At 42.3% G+C, this 24392-nt stretch carries 20 protein-coding genes and 2 pseudogenes; 11 read left to right on the top strand and 11 right to left on the bottom strand.

Annotated features, from left to right (window positions below; genetic code table 11):
• The 4 genes and pseudogenes from WBJ10_RS04630 to rlmF form a co-directional block, all read right to left on the bottom strand.
• Positions 1-301 (bottom strand): annotated as a pseudogene (locus WBJ10_RS04630) (YceI family protein); the annotation flags it as partial.
• A 53-nt stretch (positions 302-354) separates the two neighbouring features.
• Positions 355-558 (bottom strand): annotated as a pseudogene (locus WBJ10_RS04625) (RNA polymerase sigma factor); the annotation flags it as partial.
• Between the two features lie 12 nt (positions 559-570).
• A complete protein-coding gene (locus WBJ10_RS04620) occupies positions 571-948 on the bottom strand; it encodes an RNA polymerase sigma factor (protein WP_424288361.1) in 378 nt (125 codons plus the stop codon).
• Between the two features lie 195 nt (positions 949-1143).
• Complete coding sequence (gene rlmF, locus WBJ10_RS04615) at positions 1144-2055, bottom strand: 23S rRNA (adenine(1618)-N(6))-methyltransferase RlmF (protein WP_424288360.1); 912 nt, start codon at positions 2053-2055, stop codon at positions 1144-1146.
• A 150-nt stretch (positions 2056-2205) separates the two neighbouring features.
• Between rlmF and WBJ10_RS04610 the strand changes: the two genes are divergently transcribed.
• The gene (locus tag WBJ10_RS04610; RefSeq protein WP_424288359.1) at positions 2206-3189 is read left to right on the top strand and encodes a hypothetical protein; all 984 of its coding nucleotides are present in this window, start codon (positions 2206-2208) and stop codon (positions 3187-3189) included.
• Positions 3190-3199: 10 nt separating this feature from the next.
• Here the strand turns inward: WBJ10_RS04610 and WBJ10_RS04605 are convergent, their stop codons facing one another.
• The 3 genes from WBJ10_RS04605 to WBJ10_RS04595 form a co-directional block, all read right to left on the bottom strand.
• Positions 3200-5134, bottom strand: coding sequence for an OmpA family protein (locus WBJ10_RS04605; protein WP_424288358.1), 1935 nt, complete (start codon positions 5132-5134; stop codon positions 3200-3202).
• Positions 5135-5212: 78 nt separating this feature from the next.
• Positions 5213-7528: an InlB B-repeat-containing protein gene (locus WBJ10_RS04600; protein WP_424288357.1), complete on the bottom strand. Its 2316-nt coding sequence runs from the start codon at positions 7526-7528 to the stop codon at positions 5213-5215.
• Between the two features lie 99 nt (positions 7529-7627).
• Entirely contained in the window at positions 7628-8197 is a 570-nt protein-coding gene (locus WBJ10_RS04595) for a helix-turn-helix domain-containing protein (RefSeq protein ID WP_424288356.1), read from the bottom strand.
• A gap of 461 nt (positions 8198-8658) precedes the next feature.
• Between WBJ10_RS04595 and WBJ10_RS04590 the strand changes: the two genes are divergently transcribed.
• Positions 8659-8916 (top strand): SemiSWEET family sugar transporter, encoded by a 258-nt coding sequence (locus tag WBJ10_RS04590; protein ID WP_424288355.1) that lies wholly within the window; start codon positions 8659-8661, stop codon positions 8914-8916.
• A 21-nt stretch (positions 8917-8937) separates the two neighbouring features.
• On the opposite strand, the gene WBJ10_RS04585 is transcribed toward WBJ10_RS04590, so the two are convergent.
• The 3 genes from WBJ10_RS04585 to WBJ10_RS04575 all read right to left on the bottom strand — a co-directional run bounded on the left by WBJ10_RS04585 (position 8938) and on the right by WBJ10_RS04575 (position 13575).
• Complete coding sequence (locus WBJ10_RS04585) at positions 8938-10254, bottom strand: peptidoglycan DD-metalloendopeptidase family protein (RefSeq protein ID WP_424288354.1); 1317 nt, start codon at positions 10252-10254, stop codon at positions 8938-8940.
• Positions 10255-10349: 95 nt separating this feature from the next.
• A complete protein-coding gene (locus WBJ10_RS04580; RefSeq protein ID WP_424288353.1) occupies positions 10350-11615 on the bottom strand; it encodes a DUF1501 domain-containing protein in 1266 nt (421 codons plus the stop codon).
• A gap of 16 nt (positions 11616-11631) precedes the next feature.
• Complete coding sequence (locus WBJ10_RS04575) at positions 11632-13575, bottom strand: DUF1800 domain-containing protein (protein ID WP_424288352.1); 1944 nt, start codon at positions 13573-13575, stop codon at positions 11632-11634.
• A gap of 294 nt (positions 13576-13869) precedes the next feature.
• Here WBJ10_RS04575 and WBJ10_RS04570 point away from each other — a divergent pair, with 294 nt between their 5' ends.
• Positions 13870-14928, top strand: a complete 1059-nt coding sequence (locus tag WBJ10_RS04570) for a glycoside hydrolase family 2 TIM barrel-domain containing protein (protein WP_424288351.1) — start codon at positions 13870-13872, stop codon at positions 14926-14928.
• Position 14929: 1 nt separating this feature from the next.
• Positions 14930-16102 carry an aldose epimerase family protein gene (locus tag WBJ10_RS04565; protein WP_424288350.1) on the top strand — a complete coding sequence of 391 codons (1173 nt, stop codon included), beginning with the start codon at positions 14930-14932 and terminating at the stop codon, positions 16100-16102.
• Between the two features lie 18 nt (positions 16103-16120).
• Here the strand turns inward: WBJ10_RS04565 and WBJ10_RS04560 are convergent, their stop codons facing one another.
• A complete protein-coding gene (locus WBJ10_RS04560) occupies positions 16121-16873 on the bottom strand; it encodes an MBL fold metallo-hydrolase (protein WP_424288349.1) in 753 nt (250 codons plus the stop codon).
• A gap of 126 nt (positions 16874-16999) precedes the next feature.
• Here WBJ10_RS04560 and bamE point away from each other — a divergent pair, with 126 nt between their 5' ends.
• The 7 genes from bamE (at position 17000) to WBJ10_RS04525 (ending at position 24156) form a co-directional block, all read left to right on the top strand.
• Positions 17000-17401, top strand: a complete 402-nt coding sequence (gene bamE / locus WBJ10_RS04555) for an outer membrane protein assembly factor BamE domain-containing protein (RefSeq protein WP_424288348.1) — start codon at positions 17000-17002, stop codon at positions 17399-17401.
• Between the two features lie 12 nt (positions 17402-17413).
• On the top strand, positions 17414-18781 hold the full coding sequence (locus WBJ10_RS04550) for an NAD-dependent succinate-semialdehyde dehydrogenase (protein ID WP_424288347.1): 1368 nt from the start codon (positions 17414-17416) through the stop codon (positions 18779-18781).
• 84 nt (positions 18782-18865) lie between these two features.
• Positions 18866-19954 carry a tRNA 2-thiouridine(34) synthase MnmA gene (gene mnmA / locus WBJ10_RS04545; RefSeq protein ID WP_424288346.1) on the top strand — a complete coding sequence of 363 codons (1089 nt, stop codon included), beginning with the start codon at positions 18866-18868 and terminating at the stop codon, positions 19952-19954.
• Between the two features lie 108 nt (positions 19955-20062).
• The gene (gene topA, locus WBJ10_RS04540) at positions 20063-22642 is read left to right on the top strand and encodes a type I DNA topoisomerase (protein ID WP_424288345.1); all 2580 of its coding nucleotides are present in this window, start codon (positions 20063-20065) and stop codon (positions 22640-22642) included.
• Between the two features lie 23 nt (positions 22643-22665).
• The gene (locus WBJ10_RS04535; protein ID WP_424288344.1) at positions 22666-23070 is read left to right on the top strand and encodes a hypothetical protein; all 405 of its coding nucleotides are present in this window, start codon (positions 22666-22668) and stop codon (positions 23068-23070) included.
• Between the two features lie 80 nt (positions 23071-23150).
• Entirely contained in the window at positions 23151-23336 is a 186-nt protein-coding gene (locus WBJ10_RS04530; protein WP_424288343.1) for a hypothetical protein, read from the top strand.
• A 175-nt stretch (positions 23337-23511) separates the two neighbouring features.
• Positions 23512-24156, top strand: a complete 645-nt coding sequence (locus tag WBJ10_RS04525) for a YceH family protein (RefSeq protein WP_424288342.1) — start codon at positions 23512-23514, stop codon at positions 24154-24156.
• The last annotated feature ends 236 nt before the right edge of the window (positions 24157-24392 follow it).

The following is a 24392-nucleotide window of genomic DNA, read 5'->3' as shown; positions in this document are numbered from 1 at the left end:
TACTTAACTTTCCTTTGAATTTGGCGGCAGGAAATTTGTCGGATTCCATGTAATTCTCATTAAAATGTTCCTGCATAAGGGCTTTTCTAAACTGGAAGCTTCTGATGGAGACGCCAAACTGGATCTCACCGTTCTCGGCATTAATTATTCCATAGCCATTTTTAGACAGAGCTTGAATATTCTCCATTGGAACTTCCGAAAAAAGTGTTATTTCGGCGCTTTTGGTAATAAAAATTGGTTTAATAATCTCTGCCGCAGACAGGAGAGAAATTATAAAACTTATAATAAGCGGAACGTACATCAACTTTAATTTTGTTTAGATTCGTCAAACACCCACACTAACCCCCGCGTGTCTCAGGCGAATATTGCCTCAATCAACGGTTCGTTGCTATTAATTATCTTTTCACTTTGTTTATACAGTCCTTTTATAATCTCCCTTAATCTCTTCCTAGCTTTGAACAGGTTAGACTTTGACCCTCCAACACTGATATGCAGCTTTTGGGCGATTTCCTCGTGTGTAAGTCCGTCGACAGCATATAAATTAAATACGGTCCGGTATGATGGAGAAAGCTACTGGACCAGTTTAACCAACTCATCATAATATAGTTTTTGTTCAATAGTAGTCTGCTCAAACACTTCGTCCACATCAGTAATATCCAGCAAATTCATGTGCTTCGACTCAGAACGATAATGATCAATAGCAGTATTCGCCATAATCCTGCTCACCCAGGGCTGGAATGACTTCTCTGCATCGAATTTGTGCAGATTATTATACACCTTTAAAAATCCGTCGTTAATAATTACTCGGGCTTCAGAACGATTTGAAGAATAGCGCAGACATATACTCATTGCGAAGCCGTAAAAATTCCTGTAAAGCAACTCCTGGGCAATTACGTCCCTCTTGATGCATCTGACAATTAAAAGCTTAAGTTCATTTCCGTTGACCACAATTTTAATTCTACTAACTACACGTTAGAAATTGTAGAATGGTTGCCTTCCCATTTTACAATTTACGATTTTTATAGCACTAGAGTTTTAAGGGGAAAGAGGAAAATTTGAAGGTGAAAGGTGAAGTAGGAAACTGAAAACTGAAAGTGGAAAAACTGAAGGTGGTGACTGAACACTTAAAGTGGGAAGGTGACCCTAACAGAACGTCCAGGCAAGTATTCTCGAATGTTTTTGTCCCTGCGACATGGGAATTGTCCTGATGTATGTCGCTTTGACTTTCTCCAGTTCCTTGTAGTAAACCGGGAGCCTTTCTTTTTTTGAGATAAGTGATGTAAACCAGGTTACATTGCCGGCAAATGCCACACTTTCCTGGATCATTTTAGATACGAAACGCAACTCTCCTCCTTCGCACCAAAGTTCTGAATTCTTACCTCCGAAATTGAGATCGGATCCATCTCCCTGTTTCCCAAGGTTTTTCCATTTACGCTCTGTACCTGCCATTGATTCCTGCAGGGATGAATGGAAAGGAGGATTGCACATAGTCGCAGTAAAAGTTTCGCCGTGGTGTATCACTCCCTGGAAAATATCAAAGGCGGAACTTTGTTTCCGTATGCTTATCCCGTTAAGGGCGTTTGCTTCAATAATATTTTTTGCCGAGCGTATGGCGATGTGGTCCGTTTCAGAACCGACAAAACTCCAGCGATATTCCTTGTGGCCGATAAGGGGATAAATACAGTTTGCGCCCGTGCCAATATCCAGTATTTTGACCGCTTTTCCCGTAGGATTTTTACCCTGTTCATCCATTAGAAGATCAGCCAGATGATGGATATAATCTGCCCTACCTGGAATCGGCGGGCATAAATAACCTTCAGGGATATCCCAGAGTTGAACATCGTAAAAGTAATGAAGCAAGGCTTTGTTCAGTGCTTTTACTGCAGCAGGTTCTTTGAAATCAATAGATTGGTCGCCAAAGGAATTAAGTGCCACATACTTCTCAAGTTCGGGAACTGATTTTATTAGCGCCGGGAAATCGTAGAGTCCACGATGTTTGTTCCGGGTATGGAGTTGCACCTTTTCATCGACTCTGGAAATGCCTGCCCTTTTCATGTGTCTAAATTAGACAAATAAAAGCAATCCCTGGTTCAATCAAAATGTGGAAGAGATTCAAGATTGATCTCAGCTTTGTGAGTAAAAAATGCTTGATTGGATGGGATTACTTCAAAACTGCTTTTCAAAGAAATTCGTATTCTATGAAACATGAATTGGAAATTATCAAAGGCATTTATTTATATAATCACACTAATGGTGATGTTCACGACAGAGATCGCATTTTCTGGCAGCCTACGGGATACCATTAGTGAAGACGCTCAGACTACTAATACGGCATTTAATAGTATTTACCGACAGACTGCCCCGGCCGGATTCTTTGGTAACGAATATGGAAACCGGATTAAAACCTCTCTTGTAGCGGATGTCAATCCCAATGTGGCCATTTTTCAGACGAGCAAATCCAGATTTTTTGCCCTCTTCTCGCCAAGGGTCAAATTAAGATTACTCGATGCACGCAAAGCTCCCGTGCGCTCGCCGAGCTATATGCCCGGTCTGAAAGTTTTCGGAAGACTTAATAATGATCCCGAACGGCCCCGGTTTTTAGCTTTAGCATATTCTCATCATTCGAACGGACAGGACGGGCCTACGCTCGACTCAATAGGCAGATTCAACCGGGGGAAAGGAAAGTTTACGACAAATTATTATACGCTTGACTATACTCTCGGTAAAAGCACTCAAGGTACGAACCGATCAGAGAACCAGTTCGCCTCATTAGGACTAGAAATCCATACTGGCCTTTTCAAGCTGGGATATTCGAAAGAATTAGCAGGAAATTATGGTTTTATCCGCATGAATGGAAGCTGGATTTATGACATTCATAAGGTCCAAAGGGCGAATAAGTACCGGGACCATTATCGCATACATGCGAACTTTACTTACATCCTTGATACCTATCAAAATTTCTCCATAACAAATGCCGGGAAACGATTCAACACGAGTGTCAATTTTATTTATCAGCCGGGGTTTATGGATAACGTTGGGTTAACGATTGGAACAGGTTACCGGGGACAGGATGATTACAATATTTATTTTGAAGATAGCTATGCTTACATGAGCATCGGGATTGCTTACGGCTTTGCTTTTAAACAAAAAGAGCCCCCGAAACGGGAGCTCTTTCAGTATAAGAATTAATATAAAACGTTTATTTCTTTGGTATGATATCAATTATAACTGTTCGGTTATAGAATCTTTCTTCAGGAAGCCTGTTTTCAAAAGGTGACCTGCTTTCATTTTCTCCAAATCCTTCGGCTTCAAACCGCACGTTATTCTTGCCTGCACCTGCTAAAGCACTTTCAAGAATTTTTTGAACTTCTGCCGCTCTGTTATGCGATAAGGTGTGATTGTATTCCGGCTCGCCGATAATGTCGGTATGGCCATGGATGATTACTGTAGCTCCATCAGGTATCTGCGGACTAACCACATTTTTCAGGAAGCTGGAATAGGTTTGAATAGTTTTGGACTGGTCAAAGTCGAATAGTATGCTATAACGGTATCCTTTTTCAAGGCTATCATCCTGGCGCACAATATTCATATTACTTGTTTTAGTAACACTCAGACCACTTTTGGTCTCCCCAATCATAGTCACTTTGTAATTACCTGAAGCACGATCACCTAATATTCTGCTTCCAGGGATGCTTTCCCGGTTTCCGGTGAAAGGACCAAAGCGTTGGTTTCTGCCATTTTCGTCAGTAACATCAACTGTCCATGATTTTAGTTCGCTGATTGCTCCGCCAATATTGAAAATTACATTGCTATCCTCCGGATCGATTTGAACCGCTTCGATTTGTATCGGCTTCATCATTCCGCCTCCAACTTCCATTAGCAATTCAGGGGATGTACTTTCGATATCCACACGTCTGTCGCCCGCGCGAAGCAAAGCGATTTCTCTAGTAGCACCCGGCTGCTCAGATGGAAGCAGTGGTTTGGTGCGGCCCATAGTAGTAATTCTTGATCCATCAATTCCAAACATATTGACCAGGTAAGTCTTTATGTTTTCAGCAAATTGTTTTCCCTCTGCCGGGCCAGCCATAGAGGCACCACTTAAAGAGATGGTAGAACCTGGATTCGCCCTTAAACGGTCTCCGGTTATATTTAAAATATTGTGATATACATTTAACTGGCGGGCTGAACGTCCGCCCATACTTTGTGTCTGTATGTTTTGGAGCTGAGCCTCACGGAAATCGTTTGCCTGGTCTCTTGATAACATGACGTAACGGTTTGGAATAGCCGCAGAACCTTCATCAAAAAAGATATAGTTACGCAATGGCAGGGTTTCGCTCACCTGGCGTTTTACAGCCACCGTTGTTGGGGCTCTAACCGAGAAAGTTATCTCTGGAGCCACCGGTATAACAGCAATAGGAGTCTTTGCGATCTCCTCAGCTTTACCTTTACCAAATTTAAGGGCAACACCCATTCTTATCGTTGAGATCATCAGGCTTTCAATATCGCGCGGATCCTGGCCGAAGTAAGGATGAAAAGACAAAAACGGAGAAAAAGCCACTTTGGCTTCCTTTTCAGGAGATGATATGATATAATCATAACCCACTCCTATCTGGCCGGAAATAATGGTCTTGCGTACTGCACTAAAATCAGCATCCGTATTTGGTTGCTTTTCTTGCGTATAGGCGAATGATTTATCCCTGTTAAAGGCGATTCTTGGGCCTGCAAAAAAGAAGAAATTAGATGTTGCAGAACCCATTCTTAAACTAGGCTCCACACTTAGGTAACTTAAATCTGATTTCAGCGTTGCAGGGCAATCGCAGGGAGCCATCACATTATTAAACTTAGCTCCGCGCCCATCATAACCCACATTCAGTATAGCACCCCAAATCGGGCCCGATCTGTACTCCAGGAATAATGAGCCATAAGGCTTTACTCCAAATCCTCTGTGGAATGCCGTGGGAACAAACAGCGAATTATTCAACCGCTGGGTGGTACCATCATAGATATTAAGGTTGGCAGCGCCTGATACTCCGAACCACCAGGGTGAAGTTTGCCCTTGAACAGTCCCGTGGGCCAGGATTATCATTATCGAGCAAATGATAATTTTTTGAATGATTTTAATTTTGAAAAACATATAGATCTTGTTTTAAAAATTCAATTTTATTTGATAAGTAATCCCCCAAAGGGGATTACTTTTTAGATTTATTAAAGCTTATTGAGGTACGTTAATGGTTGTATTAACCATAGTTACCGAGGCAACCAGTGATAGTGCTCTTCCATTTAGTACAGTTTGAGCTGCATTCCCTGCCGTAGAGAAAGTAACTCCCGATGAAGAAATGATCGTTCCAACCATAACTCCTCCACCTGCACCATTAATAGTTGCCGCTGAACCTACGTACCAGTAAACATTACGTGCCTGGGCGCCGCCTGCCAATATCACACTGCGCGCACCGGTCGGGCCAGCTACACCTACTGTTAATGCTGTAGGTACCTGGAATACCCATACTGCATCAGGATCACCCTGTGCATCAAGCGTAAGATTTCCGTTTGTAATAGCATATGTACCGCTCGCAGATTTGTATGTTCCCGGAGCTAATGTTCTACCGCCGAGTTCATCATTACTAAGGATAGTACCGTTAGGCCTGTTAGCTGGTGAAATACTGATATAAAAGGCTTGCATCGCTGCTAAGGCATTAGTTGCGATTAAGGCTGAAGCTGCAGATCCCGGAGCAGGAGGTGCCGCATGAACCCTGCCGGTAACCAATCCAATGTTAAGTGGAGTTTCTGTATACACATCACCTGTAGTTCCGTCATGGAACCCGGTTATCAGTGTAGACACGCCTGTGGTACCAATACTTCCATTTACGATTCGCGTATTAATACCCTGGTTAGTTATACCTGCGCTTCCACCGAAGGCTCCAAAAATTGAAGTAAATAGTGGTTGGGCTAATGGGGAAAAATTAGCAGTAATCGTCTTATTTGCGTTCATGGTCACCGTCAGCGGGTTCGTTGAACCGGTGGCATCGCCACTCCAGCCTGTAAATCGGAATCCAGTATTTGGAGTTGCAGTAAGCTGCACCGTCGATCCGCTGGCATAAGTAGGGGTGTTAGGGTTTTTCGTAACTGACCCGTTGGTGGCTATTACCGTTAAAGTAAACGCATTGGTCGGTATCGCTGTAAAGTTCGCAGTAATATTTTTATTTCTATCCATTGTCACCGTTAGCGGATTAGTTAAACCAGTGGCATCACCAGTCCATCCTGAGAACACAAATCCTGGACTCGGCGTTGCCGTAAGTACAACTGTACTTCCATGATTATATGTTGGCTGATCCGGTGCTTTGGTAACCGTACCATTCGTCGCATTGGTAGTAAGCGTATAGGTATTAAGTGTGAAATTCGCTCTTAGGCTACGATTGGTGCTTAACACGAATGTATAATTCGGGCTTGTAGATAATACCGCTCCGGTAATTTGGTCAGTCCAATTGGTAAAGGTATACCCCACATTTTGAGTTGCCTGTGCCGTTACGGAAGTACCGACAGCATATGCTCCTTCACCATCTGTAGTTCCGCCCGCTGGGGGATTAGATGATAATACAAGGGCTACCTGATTTGCCGGTATCGCTCTGAAGTTGGCGACAAACGTTCTATCTGAATTTATAAAGAATTGGATACTTGAACTGGTTGAAACTCTGGTCCCGTTTTCAGTCCAGTCAACAAATACAAATCCAGGGTTAGCGGTCGCAGTTGCAGTAACGGAAGCACCTGGGTCATAAGAACCCGCGCCGGTAGTTGTTCCACCTGCAGCCGGATTTGAAGAAAGATTCACAGCGAATCGTCCGATTGGCACAGGGGCAAAGTTAGCTACCAGGTCCTTGTTACCTGCCATTGTAAAAGTATAACTGGCGCTTCTGGAAACTTCTGTTCCAGCAACTGTCCAATTAGTAAAGGTATAATCCGTTCTAGGTGTAGCAGTAACCGTAACCTGCGATCCTTGCGCATAAGATCCTCCTCCCGTAGTAGTCCCTGTTGCCAATGGACTTGACGCAGTTGTAACTACCGGAATGGTCGTAAACGTCCAATTATAGTCAGCAACCATTGCCGTACGTAACGTGTCTGTCGCTGCAGTAGTAATCGTTCCCGAGTACTTCGTAAAAGGAAGTAGAGGTGCATTCGGTTTGAAAGTAAATACAGCTGGATTAGCTGTTGTGGCAATCACTCCGGGAACTACCGTACTCCCTTGTTTGATTACAAAGGATGTATTGTTTATTGTTGCCGGATTCATAGCCGTATTAAAGGTTACAGTAATGAGTTTATTAAGAGGGACATCCACTGCTAGATCCATTGGGTCAGTGGATACTACTACTGGACAAAGGCCAATAACCTCCCCTTCAAAATCATCTTTTTTACAGGCCGAAAGGAAGACCAGGAAAAGCATGGCAAAATAATACATCGTACTACCCAATTTTGGGAAGCCGAGGTAAGCACGTAGTGTGGCACTACCAGCACGTAACGTAAATTGTTTTTTCATAAAAATAAGTAAGTTTAGGAATCTTCAATACCCCTGGTTTGAACAGAATATTGGTTATATAAACTTAGTGCAATAAAAAACCAGGATGTTATACAACTTTTACGAATGTTTATATAATTCACACATTTGAGGAACCTCAATTGCGTATCGCCTGAATTGCGATGGGGTAAGACCTGTAATCTTCTTAAACTGTGCCGATAGGTGTGCAACACTACTATAATTTAGTCTCCACGAGATCTCATTAAGGTTTAATTCACTTTTTATAAGAAGATCTTTTACAACTTGTACTCTGGTAAGGATAATAAATTGCTCTATTGTTGTCGATTCCATATCAGAAAAGACGTTAGCCAGGTAGGTGTAATCATGGTTAAGTTTTGAAACCAAAAAATCAGAGCACCTAATTTTAGTTTGCTTATTGGAATCCATTACCATTTCGATGATGGCACTCTTGATTTTGTCTACAAGTATACCTTTCTTGCTATCTACAAGCTCAAGGCCGCACCTTTGTAAGGTAGTTCTTATATGAGAGAGGTCGTCTGACTTAAGCTCACCTATTATTTCGGCTTTTCCAATTTCAATCGACCGGCAAGGAAAACCCAAATTATTCAATTGCAATTCCACAACCATTACACACCGTATACTCAGCATGTTTCTAATATAGATCTCCATAAACACTATAGTGCAAACCAAGTGCCCCGTAAGCTTTACGGTACCTCCATTTGCAGAACTTATAGCTGGTATAGAAAATCAAGGGAGAATATCGCTCTTTAGACACACTGAAGAACCATATCTTTCCTATTAATGAAATAGATTTCTTTATAAATTATAATACAGTTATTTTAAAATTAAAATTTTTAACATTTCACGCAATAAGTGACGGTTATAAAGGAATATATGCATCAAATTGATACAGAATTCATCAAATAAACTCATCCATGTACCCGGCCAATTCATTATATTATGGATTATAGCACCATCTGGAAGAATTTTTTCTGGTCGGCTGAAGCTTTTGTTTGATCGTCTACACTTTTCTTCCTTGTATATCATTTATAGTAACGTCCAAAAAGTAAAATTTCACTTTAAACCAGATTTGCGCCAAACAAAAATTTTTATATCTGTATTAAGCCTTTATGGACAAACAGATTATTGGCATAATTGCCGGAACACTAACGGCTGCTTCATTAGTCCCCCAGTTCGTTAAATCCATTCAGGAAAAAAAAGTTGATGTAAGCTCTTTAATGTTTATCCTTCTTCTTGGCGGGAATGGGTTATGGTTTTGGTATGGGATCAAACTCGAATCGCTTCCGATCATTATAACCAATGCATTCGCATTCCTGATGGATGTGGCGATGCTATTTCTACGATTTAAATACGGGAAGTATAAATAATTAAGAATCGTTTATGAGCGATCACCGTTTAATCCAACCGCGTACTTTGCCAATATTTATCAAATCGAAATCCCCAAAACTTCCTATCACATCCACTGTTTCTTCAGGTTTTAGCGTCACTTTAACCGCGGCTGATGTATCTGGCTTTGCGTATATATGGGTTTGAGAAGGGTCAATTTTAACTGACCGGAGTCTCTCTGAAATTTCCGCAAGCTTTGATGATGTCAAAAATCCACGGGTTCCATCCGGTAGTTCAACTCTATATCCAGGGCCGCTTGCCGCTTTAACCTGAACAATAGTCCCCTGTTTTAATGATACTGACTTTCCTTTTTTTGAATCTGTAAACGAACCACTTCCAACAGTCCTCAGTGTATCGTTGATCAGGCTCATTTTAGAAGTAATTTCCGGCACGTCTTTCATCCGGGGGTTGATAAATGGCAGCGGGTCAACTGCACCTCCCCTTGTATAGATTCCAAAGTGCAGGTGCGGAGGCGTTGTTATAGCGTTACCCGTGTTACCCATCCTTCCTATTGTATCGCCAATCTGCACGAACTGCCCGTCGCTAACAGTCTGTTCGTCAAGGTGTGCATAATATACGGAGTAGTCTTTTCCTTCCGGACGAAGCCACACCACTTTCCCACCTAACTTACTTTCATTAACCCGGGTGGTCCCGGGTAAAATCGCCAATACAGGTGTTCGAAAAGGTGAAAAAATATCTACTCCCTCATGTTTGCGTGCACCGACATCCCTACCGTCACCCCAGAAACTGCGGATCTGATTATTCTGGTAACTTTTAAGGGGATAGTCTAAAGAGGGTCCGGATGTAATTTCGAGGGTGTAGTTACCACCTGCAAGGAGTTCCGGCTGAAGCCTCAAAATATAAGTTCCCGTTCGGTTGATTTCTGATTGAAAGTCAGTTCCCAAAGTATCAGAAGAACCAATGAAGTCTAAAGTTCCACTCTCTTCACGTTCCCAGATATCGGTATAAACCATGAAACCTATCTGTGGGTTCCGCATTAGTTTAATACTAAGTTTTTGTCCGCGCTCCATTTTAAAGCTAAAGGCTGCAGCCTGCACCTTTTCTGGTGGAAAGTAGCCTTTCTCCAGGTAAGGGATCTCAATAGCCAAAGGATCTTCCAGCACCTCATCGGAAAACTCTATCCACGATTTGCCAATGGCGGTATTTCCCAGGCCTGAACTGATTAGCTTCCGTTCATATAGTTCGTGGGGCGAAGCTGATTTAAATACCTTAAATGGTCCGGTCTGACACGACCATCCGAAGAAGGTGGAAATGATAAATAAAAATACAAGGGTTCTCTTTGGGAAGCTAAAATTCATTCTGTCTCTTTTACAAAGAACAGCAATTTTCAGTTGAATGTTTTTGATCTGTGAATATCCGGGGGTGAAAGTTTAATATAAAAAGGGAAAATCGACTAGCCTTTCATCACCCCAATTACCTTGCCGTCAAATCCCGGAAAAAGTACTTTATTATTATTAATAAGTAAATGCTTATTAGCCACTTCGCTGAATACACTTCTAAAATCGGTCGTGACCGTTAGGTCGCGCCCATCTTCCAGGTTCTCAATTGCCAAAGGCTGCAACTTACCGTGGACAAGTCCGCCATTCACATCATTTCCAAGAATAAAATTACATGATGCTCGTCCGTGGTCTGTACCTCCGGTTCCATTTTGCTTAACAGTCCGACCAAATTCAGTCATCGTCATGACCGTTATATCATCATGGTAGGAAGTCATATCCGTCCAGAACGCTGAAATACTATTACTCAAGTCAGACACATTTCTCGCGAAAACCCCGGTATCCTTCCCCTGATTAAAATGAGTATCCCAACCTCCTGATTCCGCGAAAGCTATCTCCAAACCCACATCCATTTTAATTAACTGGGCAATCTGCTTTAGAGAGTTACCGAGAGCAGTATTTGGATACATCGCGTTATTTGCAGATTTATAATTTTTGGTATCCGCTTTCTGAAGCATTTTCAAAGCATCAAAACTCTCTTTCCCTGTTTGATTTAGCAAGTCCGATGAAGTTTGATCATATAAGTCTTCAAAACTCTGGGACACAAGACTCGTCCCCATAGGATTTCCTTTCATCTGGATGGAGAAATCCTGTAAATTATTAATGGCCAAAGATGGCATGTCTCCGTAAAACGACCTTGGCATGGAGGAAGTAAGACTCACTGCCTGAAATGGAGTAGCATCGTGGCCCATAAGTCCAACCGCACGGTTTAGCCAACCACTAGATGTCCCCTTACTGAACGGGGTTCCGGACTCCATATAATCCTGTGCATCAAAATGTGATCGGGTATTATTTGGGGAGCCAATACCGTGAACAATAGCAATTCTCTTTTCATTGAACAGACTTTCCAATGCTCTCATTGATGGATGGAGACCAAAGCGGCCGTCGAGATCAATCAGTGGATTTACATTGCCCGCTTTTGCAGCCGACATCATTAGACCGGGTCGGGCGGCCTGAAGATATGAGTCTCCAAAAGGCGTAACAGCCATTAAGCCGTCCATGGCTCCTCTTTGAAAGATGGAAACTAATATTTTTCTACGCTTGAAAAGCCCTGGTGTTTGTACCAAAGTTGCTGCTTCAGCCAGGAACGTAGGGATTCCTCCTATACTGATCCCAAAAAGTGCAAGACCGCTTGCTTTCAAAAATGCTTTCCTCGATATCATAATTAATACTAATGTTTTATTTACGCTGGAACTCCGGAGATCCCAGAATAACACCGACAACCTGTGCCAGCATAGTGTTATGCGGCTCCGTTTTATTACCCTTAGAGGATGGCTTAACAGGTCTTTCCACTTCCCCTATCATTATTAAAGAATCCTCCTCGGTCTTCTGCTTCGGTGTAGCTTTGGTAGCTGCATCATCGATTTTCTTTTGTAGTTCAGGGTCGTTCAGCATGGGCCTGAGGCGATCAATCGTCTGACTTAAATCTCGCTCAGGCATGATTAGCCGCCCATATGTCACAAGCGCCGCTTCCGAACTTTCTGGCTCCCTATTACTGTTCAGAGCTGCTAGGTTTACTTTAAGCCCCGGAATACGCTGAGAAGCGAGCGCCAGACCAAAGTTCATTCGGTTCAGTAAAGAACCGGTATTAATCCAGTATTGGCCCTTATCTGGAAATCCTGTAGGTGCCTGATAAGAATAGATCTTTTGCCCCATCCGGTTTATCCATGTAAAAAGCTGGTAAGGCTGTAAGATTTGAGCATCCAAGCTCCTTACCGCACTGATTGCAAGCTCGAAAGGAGATTTAGTCTTTTCACGGAGTGCATCTTTGTTCCAAAACTCCGGGGAGTAAACCATCGTTAGTAAAACTTCAGAAATATTTCCCTTCGATTTGATGTACGTCGTTCTCATCTTATCAATCAGGTTTTGTGACGGATTATCATTTACGAAACGTGTTGCAATTTTCTTCGAAATAAAGTTTGCCGCCGATTCGTGATTGGCCAGCATTTTTAGCAGCTTTACCCCTTCTTCATATCCACCGTTGGCTGGAAATTTTGTACCAAGCACCACCTTTTCGCCCGTGTCGTGCCGGTTTGCAGCAAAAAGAAAATCCCCTTCGTGCACAAAGCCGTGTTTTGCCAGCTTATCTTCTCCTATCCTCTCGATCATATTTTTTACAACAGAGGCGTATCCATTTTCCATTGGATAGATGGTCCATCCCGTTAATATTCGCGCAGCATTGGTCACGTCCGATTGAGTATAACCGCCATCCACACCCAAAGTATGAAGTTCCATGACTTCACGGGCGTAATTCTCGTTGATACCCTGGGATCTTTTCTTCTGTTGTATTTGGGTAGCCGCTTTGGCCATGGTTGAAGTATCTACCTTAGTCATCTTCGCACGTGCAGCAATTCGATTTCGAAGCTGTGGATTAACTGCCTGCGGAAGATTCTCCGGCGTACCGGAACTCATCACATTATCAAGATAAGTTAGCATAGCCGGTGACTTTGCTGTGGAAAGGACGAGATTTTCGAAATTTCCAAAAACGTTCGGCCTGATAACGTCCCGTTCGTAAGCGGGGATAAATTCAGCAGATTGTCCCTTAGTTAATGAAACATTAAAGTGATTGAACCAGAAATCTGTGAGCAATTCTCTTGCCTGGTTGTTCGAGTAGGCCGCTCTGAGAATCTTCTGATTAATTAGCTGCCGATAAAGCTCTGCCTGGGGTTTATAACCATGTTGTTTCATGTAAACCAAAAGTTGCTGCCTATACTCCTTTTTACCCGCCTGGGCAACCGAATCTTTGTGAATTACGCCGTCTCTAGTTGCCATCCGCAGGACTTGACCACCATTTGGGAAAATCTTAGACACTTCCTGATTGCTTAAGTTAATGGCGTCATAGTTTTTCAACATGAGTTGAAGTGCATCGTCTTGCATTTCGCCCTTTAGTTGCTGCATAAACCATTTTTCTAATCCTAAGTCCACTACAGCATAAATATCCCCGGGCTTCGCTCCATAGGTAAAACGGCTTATTAAATGAGCCGCTGCCTGTCGCTCCGAAAGACCTTGTTCTTTATAAGGAAATTTCGGGTTGGCTGGCGAATGAGAAAAGAATGAGGAAAATAGTGTCAGGCTAAAAAATAAGCCAAGCGGTATGAAGAAATATCTTATTGCGGTTTTCATTTTGGCGCCGTTTTATACCGTTCTGACTATCGAAAATCAGGAAGGATTAAATTGAAACGAAAATATTGAGCATTAGTGATAGTTTTAGAACTTTTGAGGTTCCTTTCAGGTAGCAAAATGCAAACTGATTAGATTTTTTGATCATAAAAGCGTAGAATTATAAATAATTAGGTTACATGTTTATCGTGTCTTTGCGATGAGGTACGACGAAGCAATCTCCCCTGCACCTCAGAGATTGCTTCGTTTCTCTCGCAAGGACAGGCCGATAATTATTCATCAAGCCAATATATTAACATGAGAATTAAACATTTTATAGCTGCACTCCTATTACTGGCAGTTTCCTTAAATCTAAACGCCCAATCCGGTATACCCTGGAGTGCAGAGAGAGCAAAACAATGGTATGCCCAACATCCCTGGATAAACGGCGCCAATTTTATCCCCAGCAATGCCGTCAACCAACTAGAGATGTGGCAGGCGGAAACGTTTGACCCTCAGACAATCGACAGAGAGCTAGGATGGGCTGAAAGTCTCGGATTCAATACTATGCGTGTTTACCTGCACAGTTTGGCTTATAAGCAAGACCCTTCCGGATTCAAAGGACGAATAGGGCGTTATTTAGATATCGCCGAAAGGCACCATATTAAGACAATCTTTGTTTTTTTCGATGATTGCTGGAATAAAGTCGGATTTGTTGGGAAGCAACCGGCACCTCTGCCCGGAATACACAATTCCGGATGGTTACAGGATCCGGGTGACCCGGCTCACAAAGAGACAGAAAACTTTCCTGCACTGGAGAAGTATGTAAAGGATGTGATGAGCTATTTCGCTAAAGATAAACGGATCCTTCTATGGGACCTTTATAATGAACCTGGCAACTCCGGAAAACTGGAAAGCTCTTTGCCCCTTCTCTCGAAAGTATTCGAATGGGCAAGATCTGCGAATACCGATCAGCCGATTACAGCCGGACTTTGGAGATGGGATTTTGAAAAACTGAATGCTTTCCAGATTGCGAATTCGGACATCATCACCTACCATAACTACGAAGCGCCGGAATGGCATAAACGCGTACTGATGTTGTTAGAGACGCACGACCGGCCGCTAATATGCACCGAATACATGGCCCGGACTAAGAATAGTACCTTTGAAAACACCATGCCCATGCTGAAAGAACAAAAGGTTGGAGCTATTAACTGGGGTCTTGTTGCTGGCAAAACCAATACCATTTATGCCTGGGATACACCCTTGAAAGATGGAAGTCAGCCAAAAGACTGGTTCCATGATATTTTCTGGCCAGATGGTAGAATATACCGCAGCGCTGAAACCGATCTCATAAAAAAACTAAACAACAAATAAGATGTATATAACGAAGCCATCGAATGTTTACCTGTACCTGGCAATATGCTCCGCTAGCTTTTTATTTTCGTGTAACAATATCTCTCAATCTACAAATACTATGAATAATGCCTCGAAATTTGCCCTGGACACTTCTGCCTTCAGTAAAATAATAGATGGTAATAAGATAAGCTCGTACGAGATAGGAAACGGTCAGATAACTGCGCACTTTACAAATTATGGGGCAAGGATAGTCGGATTGCAGATCGCGGATAAAAATGGGGAAGCGACAGATGTTGTCGTTGGATTTAAAGATATTGATGGCTATCTCAAAACAACTGAACCTTACTTTGGTGCTACCATTGGCAGGTATGGGAACCGGATCGCCGGCGGAAAGTTTAAACTTGATGGTATTGAATATCAAATACCTTTAAACAATGGACAAAATGCCCTTCATGGAGGTAAAAAGGGTTTTCAGGACGTGGTATGGGGTGTAAGCCAACCTGATAACAGAACCCTGATATTTACCTATGTTTCAGAAGATGGAGAACAAGGATTTCCGGGCGAACTAAGCACCAAGGTTACCTATTCCATAACTGACAGCAATGAGATCAGGATGGAATATGAAGCAAGTACTGATAAAAAGACCGTGGTGAACCTTACTAACCATGCTTTTTTCAACCTTAACGGCGAAGGCAGCGGAATGATCCTGAACCACACAGTTCAAATTTTTGCAGATAAATTTATTCCGGTCGACAGCAACCTTATCCCAACAGGAGAGCTGAAAAGCGTAACCAACACCCCTTTTGACTTCACCCGTGAAAAAACAATTGGTGAAAGAATTGAAGCAGGCGATGAGCAGCTGAAGTTCGGGAAAGGCTACGATCACAATTATATCCTGAATGGTAAGGAAGGAACTGGGATGATTCATGCAGCAAGGGTTAAAGGCGATAAATCGGGAATAGTCATGGATGTGTTCACGCAGGAACCTGGAATGCAATTCTACAGCGGCAATTTTATGCAGGGAAAGAACACCTTTAAAAATGGAAGCAAAGACGACTTTCGCACGGCCTTCGCGATGGAAACCCAGCATTTCCCCGATTCGCCAAATCAGCCATCTTTCCCGTCCACAGTGTTAAATCCGGGAGAAAAATATCACACGATATCTATCTATAGGTTTTCAGTCGAAAAATAGACTCTCAACACGCCATTCTCAATTGGTTGTTGGGTACCAATTTTTCAACTTCACCTCAATCTTCCTGTTTTTATCGTTAATTAACTTTTTAAACTCATTGATATCCTGTCCACGGTGATGATATGGGTAAACAATAGATGGTTTAAACTCCAGAACAGCGCTCGCGGCCTGGTTAATATCCATGGTATAAGGCAGATTCATACATACAAAAGCGACGTCAACATCTTCAAGGGCGCGCATTTCAGGAATATCTTCTGTATCTCCGGAAATATAAATGCTCTTTCCCCCTATCGTCAAAAGGTATCCATTCCCCCTGCCTTTAGTATGTCGTGAGTCAGCCGCCTGGGGCAAATTGTACATCGGAATAGCTTTTATCATGATAGCCATCTGACTGGTCGCCATTCCATTATTTAAAATAACAAGGTTCTCTCTTACCGACAAAGGAAGTTGCATAGCAACAGCCTGTGGAGCCACAATTATTGCTTTTTTAGTATTCAAGGCCTCCAATGCCCTAAGGTCCATGTGGTCGCCGTGGATATCAGTTATGAGAATAATATCCGGGGCTCCGAATGATTTATACATCTCCGGGTTGCCTGTTGGATCTATATAAATTGTCTTATTATCCAAGCTTAGCACGAATGATGCATGCATAACAGGATGAACTTTAAGAGACCCTTTGCTGGTTTTAATCTCGTCCGTAGAGTGATTCTGCGCCATCAATTGTGTGATTGATAGTGCGAAAAAAATTGCTGTGAATAATTTGAATTTCATGATTCAGGTTTCTTTTAATAATATGGGAGATATTTACCCTATAAGTACGGAAAAAGCAAAGATGAGGATTAAAAAACTTAATCTTAATTAACATGTTTAATTCCTAACCAAATAATAATTTAGAAAATGAAAAAGTATCTGTTAGTCCTTTTAAGTATCCTTATTTTAGGTTCATGTGTTGATAAGCAAAAAGAGTTTTCTTCCATTCAAAAAGGAATGACTAAAGAACAAGTCATTCAGTTAGCCGGTGAACCGACATCTAAGCGTGATATCCTTGTTGCCGAAGTATGGAAATATGATCTTGCCGATCGTACAGTGGTTTTCAGAAATGGGAATGTTTATGATATCATCACAAGTGCTGAGGCACGGATCGATTCGATCGAAACAACTCTGGAAAAAACCGGAAGAGAATTAAAAGAAACTGGAAAAGATATTAAAGAAACACTTCAGAAAACTGGAGATACAATTGAAAACCGGAGTGAAAGACTGAGAGAAAACATTGATGGTGATTCTGTGAGAAAAAATTAATTCCTTTTCCCGATGATAATTGACTCCATTAATCCTTTTAACGGGACTATAATTAAATCTTATGAAACCCACACTATTAATGAAGTTAATAAGATCATTAGCTCGAGTTATTCAGCCTGGCAAGACTGGAGTAATACTTCTTTTTCTGAGCGGGCGAACTGTTTAAATAATGCAGCATTAATTCTTCGCGAGCGGAAGGCCGAACTGGCTAAATTGATGGCCCTGGAAATGGGCAAACCTTTTAAAGGTGGCCTTGCGGAAATAGAAAAATGTGCCGACTGTTGCGAGTATTACGCAGTCAATGGCGCCGAATTTTTAAAGGATGAGCCAGTTAACACAGAGGCTTCTAAAAGTTTTATTACTTATCAGCCCTTAGGCGTAATACTCGCGGTAATGCCCTGGAACTTTCCGTTCTGGCAGGTATTTCGCTTCCTTGCACCGACGCTTATGGCAGGGAACTGCGGTGTCTTAAAACACGCCTCTAATGTATTTGGTTGCGCAATTGAAATCGAGAATATTCTTAAATCTGCCGGCTTCCCCGAAAATGTGTTCCGCACTCTTCTTATCCCGGGATCTGAGGTCGATGCAGTGATAGAAAATGAATTGATTATGGCCGTAACTCTCACAGGCAGTACGGCTGCGGGAAAAAAGGTTGCTCAAAAAGCAGGTTCAATGCTCAAGAAAGTTGTTCTGGAACTTGGCGGAAGTGACGCCTATCTAATTCTTGAGGATGCAGATATCGAACTTGCTGCGGAAACCTGCGTGAACAGCCGCTTAATAAACAGCGGGCAAAGCTGTATTTCTGCCAAACGATTTGTGGTAGTTGAATCGGTTCAAGAGGAATTCACTAGTCTTTTTGTGAAGAAAATGACATCGAAAATCATAGGCGACCCGCTGCAGGAAACCACCGAAATAGGCCCCCAGGCCAGAATCGACTTGCGAAACGAACTTCATGAACAGGTTAAAAAAAGTGTTGGCATGGGTGCTAAATGCCTGCTTGGCGGGGTCATATCCGATGTAAATAATGCATTTTACCCTCCTACAATATTAACAGAAGTCTGCAAAGGTATGCCTGCTTACGACGAAGAGCTTTTTGGACCAGTAGCTGCAATTATCAAAGCGAAAGACGAAGGACATGCAATTCAAATTGCTAATGATTCCATCTTCGGGTTGGGCGCCGCAATCTTTTCGAAGGATATTAAAAGGGCAGAAAACATAGCAGCCACAAAATTACAGGCCGGCGCATGTTTTGTAAACGCCTTTGTAAAATCCGATTCGCGATTGCCTTTTGGTGGTATTAAGCAGTCGGGCTATGGGCGAGAACTCTCGTATCATGGAATCAGAGAATTTGTCAACGTAAAAACAGTTTTTGTGAAGTAGGAAGACTAAAAAAGACCCGTCCCTGACAGTCTGCGCTTCAAATTGATCTTCCAAACACCTATCTTTGCACCGAATTGAATATCAATGAGTAAAAGAGGCAGAGTTTTAGTAGCCATGAGTGGTGGTGTAGATAGCTCGGTGGCAGCAGTCATGCTCCATGAGCAAGGTTATGAAGTCATTGGCCTCACTATGAAAACCTGGGATTATGCGTCTGCCGGGGGCTCATCGAAAGAAACCGGATGCTGCAGTCTTGACAGTATAAACGACGCCCGGGCTCTGGCTGTTGGATACGGATTTCCTCATTACATTCTTGATATTCGGGAGGAGTTTGGCGATTTTGTTATCGACAATTTCGTTGATGAATATATTGCTGGGCGCACTCCAAATCCCTGTGTCCTTTGTAATACTCACATTAAATGGGAGGCGCTTTTAAAGCGGGCAGATAAGCTCGATTGTGAGTTTATCGCCACGGGCCATTACGCCAATATCCGTAAACAGGATAGCGGCAGGTACGTGATATCAAAAGGCAAAGACGAGCATAAAGATCAGTCTTACGTATTATGGGGTGTTTCGCAGGAGAACCTTGCCCGTACCCAGTTCCCCTTGGGCAGTTTCGCCAAGGCGGAAATAAGGCAGATGGCGAAAGATATGGGACAGCTTGAACTGGCTAACAAGTCTGAAAGCTATGAAATTTGCTTCGTACCTGACAATGATTACCGCGCCTTTTTAAGGAATAAGGTCCAGGATCTGGATGAGCGAATTGGCCCGGGTAATTTTATGCTTAGTAATGGAACTATTGCGGGAAAGCATTTGGGATATCCTTATTATACTATTGGTCAGCGAAAAGGACTGGGAGTAGCTTTCGGACATCCCATGTTCGTTACCCGGATTCTTCCAGAGTCAAATACAGTTATGCTGGGCACAATAGATGAATTGGAACGTTCGGAAGCGCTGGTGAGAAATATAAACCTGGTGAAATATGACAGCATAACTGAGCCTTTAGAAGCAATTACCAAGATAAGGTATAAAGACTCAGGCGCATTAAGTACGCTAACCCAATTAGGTGATACAGTTAAAGTCGATTTCCACCATTCTGTTTCTGGGATAGCTCCGGGCCAATCGGCAGTTTTCTATGAAGGAAGTGATTTGTTAGGCGGGGGTTTTCTGGTATAAAACCTGTTGCCGTTTACTCTTCCAAACCTCCCATTTATCGCTTATACTGCCTCCCCGATTTGGCTTTCCCTTTAATATTGTCTTTATTTGCAAATATCATTTTACTGAATGGCAAAAAATCTACTTATTGTTGAATCACCAGCGAAGGCAAAAACTATAGAAGGATATCTTGGTAAAGACTTTCTCGTAAAGTCAAGTTATGGCCATATCCGTGACCTGATTAAAACCGACGATGCAATTGATGTAGGCAATAATTTTGAGCAGAGGTATGAAGTACCAGCTGACAAAAGAGCCGTTGTTAACGAACTCAAAAAACTTTCTAAAGAAGCCGAAATGGTTTGGCTAGCCTCGGATGAGGACCGCGAAGGAGAGGCAATCTCCTGGCATCTGTTCGAGACCCTTGGATTGAAAGAAGATAAAACTAAAAGAATTGTTTTTCATGAGATAACTAAAACAGCTATTCTCAAAGCCATTGAAAATCCGCGCAAAATCGATTATAACCTGGTCTATGCACAGCAGGCCAGACGTGTCCTTGACAGACTAGTAGGCTTCGAGCTTTCCCCTGTTCTATGGAAAAAAGTAAAACCATCACTATCGGCCGGGCGGGTTCAATCGGTTGCAGTGCGCCTAATTGTCGACCGGGAACGCGAAGTAAATAAATTTACACCCACAGCTGCTTTTAGAGTAGTCGCCATTTTCACTACCGATAATCAAAAAGAAATCTTCCGCGCTGAACTTCCTGAACGTTTCGAACAAGCGGCGCAGGCGGAGAGCTTTCTAAAGGATTGTACCGATGCCCTATTTACCGTAAAAAGCCTGGAAACCAGGCCCACAAAAAGAAATCCTGCAGCTCCATTTACTACTTCTACCCTGCAACAGGAAGCGAGCAGAAAACTAGGTTTTTCTGTAGCCCGCACGATGTCGGTTGCTCAAAAGCTCTACGAGCATGGAAAGATAACCTACATGCGAACGGATTCTGTAAATCTATCAGACACAGCATTGAATGCTGCCGCCGCAGAAATAAAATCGGCTTTCGGCCAGAGATACCATCAGGAACGAAAATATAAAACAAAATCAGCAGGTGCTCAGGAAGCTCACGAAGCCATTCGGCCTACTTATTTTGAGCATCATACTATAAACGGAGATCCCTCAGAACAACGTTTATATGACCTGATCTGGAAACGTTCAATCGCTTCACAAATGGCAGAAGCTGCGTTTGAAAAAACGACAGCAAAAATTGACATCTCCACAAGAAAAGAGGAATTCGTGGCAAATGGTGAGGTGATGAAATTTGATGGATTTTTGAAGGTATATATTGAATCCACAGATGAAGAGGAACAGGAAATAAACCTGGATGAGGAGAATGAGAACTCAATCCTGCCGCCTTTATCTAAGGGACAAAAATTAAATCTTCGGGAGATGAATGCCACGGAGCGCTATACAAGGCCTCCTGCCCGATATACTGAAGCGAGCCTGGTAAAGAAACTTGAAGAACTTGGCATCGGTCGACCATCGACGTATGCACCTACTATTTCTACGATTCAAAATCGTGGCTACGTGGTCAAGGAGGAACGTGAGGGAAAGAAACGTGATTTCCAGGTGATAAGCCTGAAGAACGGGAAAATACACTCTGATATAAAATCGGAAAATACCGGCGCAGAAAAAAACAAACTCTTCCCCACTGATATTGGGGCGGTGGTGAATGACTTCCTGGTAGAACACTTTAAGAAAATAGTCGATTTTAATTTTACTGCCTCTGTCGAGAAGGAATTCGACGAAATAGCGCAGGGGCTTAAAAACTGGACGGAAATGCTTCGTTCATTTTATAAACCTTTTCACATAGAAGTGGAAACTACCCTTCAAAATGCTAATCGCGCAAGCGGTGAACGCGATCTGGGGGTTGATCCAGCAAGCGGAAAAAAGATTTCCGTGCGTATTGGCCGGTTTGGTCCATTTGTTCAGATTGGCGAGGCAGCAGAAAATGAAGACAGCGAGAAACCTAAATATGCAAGCCTGCGGGCAGGCCAGATGATCGAGACTATAAGTCTGGCAGAAGCGCTCGAACTTTTTAAGCTTCCGTTCCAACTCGAAAACTACGAAGGCAAAGAAATAAGTGTTGGTTTAGGGCGATTCGGGCCGTATGTAAAATGGGGTGAAAATTTTATTTCTATTCCTAAAGGCGAAGATCCCCTCTCTGTAAATTATGAAAGGGCTATAGAAATAATAAATGAGAAAAACCTTGCAGATGCCCCTATTGCACACTTCCAGGGCCTGGGAGTAACGAAGGGTAAAGGGCGTTTTGGGCCATTTATCAAATGGAATAATTTATTCATCAATGTTCCTGCCCGTTATAATTTCGACAAACTGGGACAGCCCGAAATAGAGGAGTTAATCACTAAAAAAATTGAAAAGGAATCAAATCGCTTCATCCAGCAATGGGAAAGTGAAAAGATTGCCATAGAAAATGGGCGTTGGGGGCCGTTTATCCGCTTTGGAAAGTTGATGCTTAAGCTTGGTAAAAACCCAGCGACAAATGATAAATTCACAAGCGAAGAATTAGCTGTATTAACTCTTGAGAATATTAAAAAACTGATAACTGATCAGGTTCCGGACGCTTTCGCGCCAAAGGTAAAAAAGACGACTAAAAAACCACCTGTCAAGAAGGCACCTGCAAAAGCGAAAAAATAACCCGCATGTAGGGAGAAAATTATATGAAGAAAGATTTTCCAAAAAATATAGTCGAAAATGTATCAATTGCCGTTGTTATGGAGAGCGCAACACCGGAAACTAAGAACTGGAATGTCTATTTGATAAACATGAAAGATGAACCATTAGAAACCGTACTGGTAAGTTCTAAAGGCTACGGAGAGAAAGATGGTGAAACAGTAAAGACTTCGATTTTGAGGCATTCTATTGGAGATATTAAAGCCCGGGATTATGCAGTAATAGAAATGATAGATGAGCAGGTTTTTGGTTTAACCAACGAATACTGGCTCAGTTATTACATTAATGGGGAAATCTTCGATAAGAAATTCATTTTTGTCCCGGAAAGTATCGTTGAATCCAATCTCATCCGAATACCCGTACTCAATAAACCGGGAGTTATGATAGGTTGATAAATATCAGCCTCCTGAGAATGAGTTTGTAAACCACTGGCACAGTACTTGATATCTAATGAGTATATAAAAATGCTCAAATGGAAATCATATTAAAAGTATCGAACACCGCTTACCCTGACGGGACGCTGGTGAAGTATTTATTCGGGATGAAAAGACCTGAAATCATTTATTCTGGCATCGAAGTAAAAAAGGATATGTGGTTACGAAAAGCCGGAAAAGAAATCATGAAAATGAGAAACCGTAGTTCACTGTTGGCAGGCTAAATCTATTGCGTATACTCTACTTTACAATTAACTGTACTGCAAACGATACGAACCTCTGGAGAAGTCCAGGAAAGGGTGTCCTTCTTGTGAAAAGCTTCTGGAATGGGTAATCAATTTATCAACATTTTTTTTAACAGAATTTAGAGCTAAATCCTGGCGTCTGTTATCTTTGAAAATGAATCACACAATACCACTTCTTGATGCAGCAGAACAACGTGTACTTGGATCTTTAATCGAAAAGAGCAGAACAACTCCGGATTATTATCCAATGACTATAAACAGTCTAATGGCTGCCTGCAACCAAAAGACGTCTCGCAATCCAATTGTCCAATATGTTGAGGCACAGATTGTCAATACCCTTGACACATTAAAGCGAAAAGGGCTAATATCAACCGCAACTGGCGGCACGAGCCGCGTCCTAAAGTTCAAACATAACCTGGCCATATTATATCCGCTCGTGCCTTCTGAATTGGCTATTATATGCTTGTTGCTCTTAAGGGGCAGTCAAACCCCTGGTGAAATCAATACTAATTCCAGCCGATTATATGAATTTGAGACTCTCGATGAAGTGAATGCGCTGCTCCAAAAATTGTCTGATCCTGAACTTGCGTTTATTAAAGCACTTGAACGTCGTCCGGGCCAAAAAGAAGTTCGTTACATTCACCTTCTCGGAGATGTTATGGGGGATGTTCAGGAAATCCAAACCGAACGAACCAGTACAGGCGATAATAAACAACTTGAAGAAAGAGTTTCCACACTGGAAACCCAACTTAGAGATCTGAGAAATGAATTTGATAAACTTATGAAAGAATTAAGCTGAATACGGTTCATTAATCGCATACCAATTCTTACTTGTTTAACACGTTTCCGCATAGCATCCTATTCATTCTGTAATCCTATACATCCTATTCCAGATATTTCTGCGCCCGGCATACTATTGAACTTATAATCCTATGAATCCTATTCTAGCATATCTGCGCCCAGCATCCTATTCATCCTCGCATCCTATAATTCCTATTCCAGACTACAACAATCCTCCAATTCCAAGTGTTATCC

It is taken from the genome of Daejeonella sp. (assembly GCF_049655485.1).
Lineage (GTDB): Bacteria > Bacteroidota > Bacteroidia > Sphingobacteriales > Sphingobacteriaceae > Daejeonella.
Note: the sequence above shows the minus strand (reverse complement) of the source record. Positions and strands in the feature narration are given on the sequence as shown.